This is a genomic window from Kitasatospora sp. NPDC056651 (genome assembly GCF_042792155.1).
Taxonomy (GTDB): Bacteria; Actinomycetota; Actinomycetes; order Streptomycetales; family Streptomycetaceae; genus Kitasatospora.
In genome coordinates, this window is record NZ_JBHTWX010000241.1 from 1 (window position 1) to 1,800 (window position 1,800).

1 protein-coding gene is annotated in these 1,800 nt (G+C 70.1%); it reads left to right on the plus strand.

The window, feature by feature from the left end:
- Positions 1–161: 161 nt before the first annotated feature.
- The gene (locus tag ACFRAR_RS38725) at positions 162–1,763 is read left to right on the plus strand and encodes an IS1182 family transposase (RefSeq protein WP_380705138.1); all 1,602 of its coding nucleotides are present in this window, start codon (positions 162–164) and stop codon (positions 1,761–1,763) included.
- Positions 1,764–1,800: the final 37 nt, after the last annotated feature.

Below are 1,800 nucleotides of genomic sequence, written 5' to 3' on the forward strand. Positions count from 1 at the left end.
TGACTCTGCTGGCGAAGTCGTTCGGGGCAGGTGTGGGACAGTGAGTGCCGACAAGGTGCCTGTCTGTAGGGGTGGTTGTGCTTCGTCCTGGTGATGTGTCGGGGGTTCCGGCGGAGACGGTGGCGCTGGCTCGCCGGGTCCATCCGCGGGGGACGGACGAGATGCGCGTACGGGACGCGCTGGGCCCGTTGTTCAGCGACGAGGACTTCACCACGGGTGAGTTCGAGGACATGTACGCGGACCTGGGACGGCCCGGGATCTCGCCGGCCCTGCTGGCGATGGTCACGGTCCTGCAGTTCCTGCACAACCTCTCCGACCGGGACGCCGCGGTGGCGGTGGCCGACCGGATCTCCTGGAAGTACGCGCTGGGGCTGGAACTGGGAGACACCGGTTTCGACGCGAGCGTGCTGTGCGAGTTCCGGGCCCGTCTGGCGGCCGGGGACCGGGCCGATGCCCTGCTGACCCTGATGCTGGAGCGGCTGAAGGCAGCCGGCCTGGTGAGGGCCGGCGGGCGTCAGCGCACCGACTCCACCCACGTGCTGGCCTGCGTGCGCCGGCTGAACCGGATCGAGTGCCTGGGCGAGGCCCTGCGCGCGGCCCTGGAGGAGATCGCCCGCACCAGCCCCGCATTCATCGTGCCGCTCCTGAGGGAGGGCTGGGACGAACGCTACGGCCGCAAGGTCGAGACCGGCAGGCTCCTGCGCCGCCGCAACGCCTCCGCCGTCAAACTCGCCGAACAGATCGGCGCCGACGGCCGGAGCCTGACCGACGCCATCGACACGGACCCCGACGCCGCGTGGATGAATGGCCTGGCGCAGGTCCAGATCCTGCGCGAACTGTGGGACCAGCACTACGAGAACACCGCCACCGGCCGGCTCCGCTACCGGGACACCGAAGAGCTTCCGCCCTCGGCCGAGCGCGTGCGCTCACCCCACGATGTGGAGGCCCGCTACAGCACCAAAGGCCGGCCCGGAGCGGACAGCGTGGAGTGGACCGGCTCCAAGGCCCACCTGACCGAGTCCTGCGACGAGGACTTACCGAGCCTGGTCACCGACGTCCACACCACTGTCGCCACCGAACCCGACGTCACAGCCGTCACCCCTGTCCAGGACAGGCTCATCGCCCGGGGCCTGAAGCCTGGCGAGCATCTGACGGACTCCGGCTACCCCAGCGGGGCGAACATCGGCGCGTGTCTGGAACGCGGTATCACCCTCGTCGCACCCGTCACCGTCCGGACCGGCCGCGGCGCCCGGGAGAATACTTTCACCCCGAAGGACTTCCCCGTCGACTGGCGGGCCGGGACCACCCGCTGCCCCGCCGGTGCCACCAGCATCTCCATGCGGCCGATGAAGGACGGCCTGGTCCGCGTCGCCTTCTCCCGCGTGGACTGCCGCCCCTGCCCGATCCGCGCCCGGTGCACCACCGCCGCCCCGCACCTCGGCCGGGTCCTGGAGATCCATCCCGAACCGATCCATACCGCCCGGACACGGATGCAGGCCGAACAGGACACCCCCCGATGGCGCGAGGCCTACCGGGCCCGCGCCGGCATCGAGGGCACCGTCTCACAAGCGGTCCGAGGCCCTGGCCTGCGACGATCCCGTTACCGAGGCCTCGCCAAAACCCACCTCCAGAACGTCCTCATTGGCATGGCCGTCAACATCCGCCGACTCGGCGCCCACTTCGACACCACGACCAGACCAAGCCGCCGCCCCACCCGCATCCACTCACTCTGCACCCAACACGGCATCGCAACGGCGGCCTGAGCCTGACCTAGATCAAATACTTCGCCAGCAGAGTCGC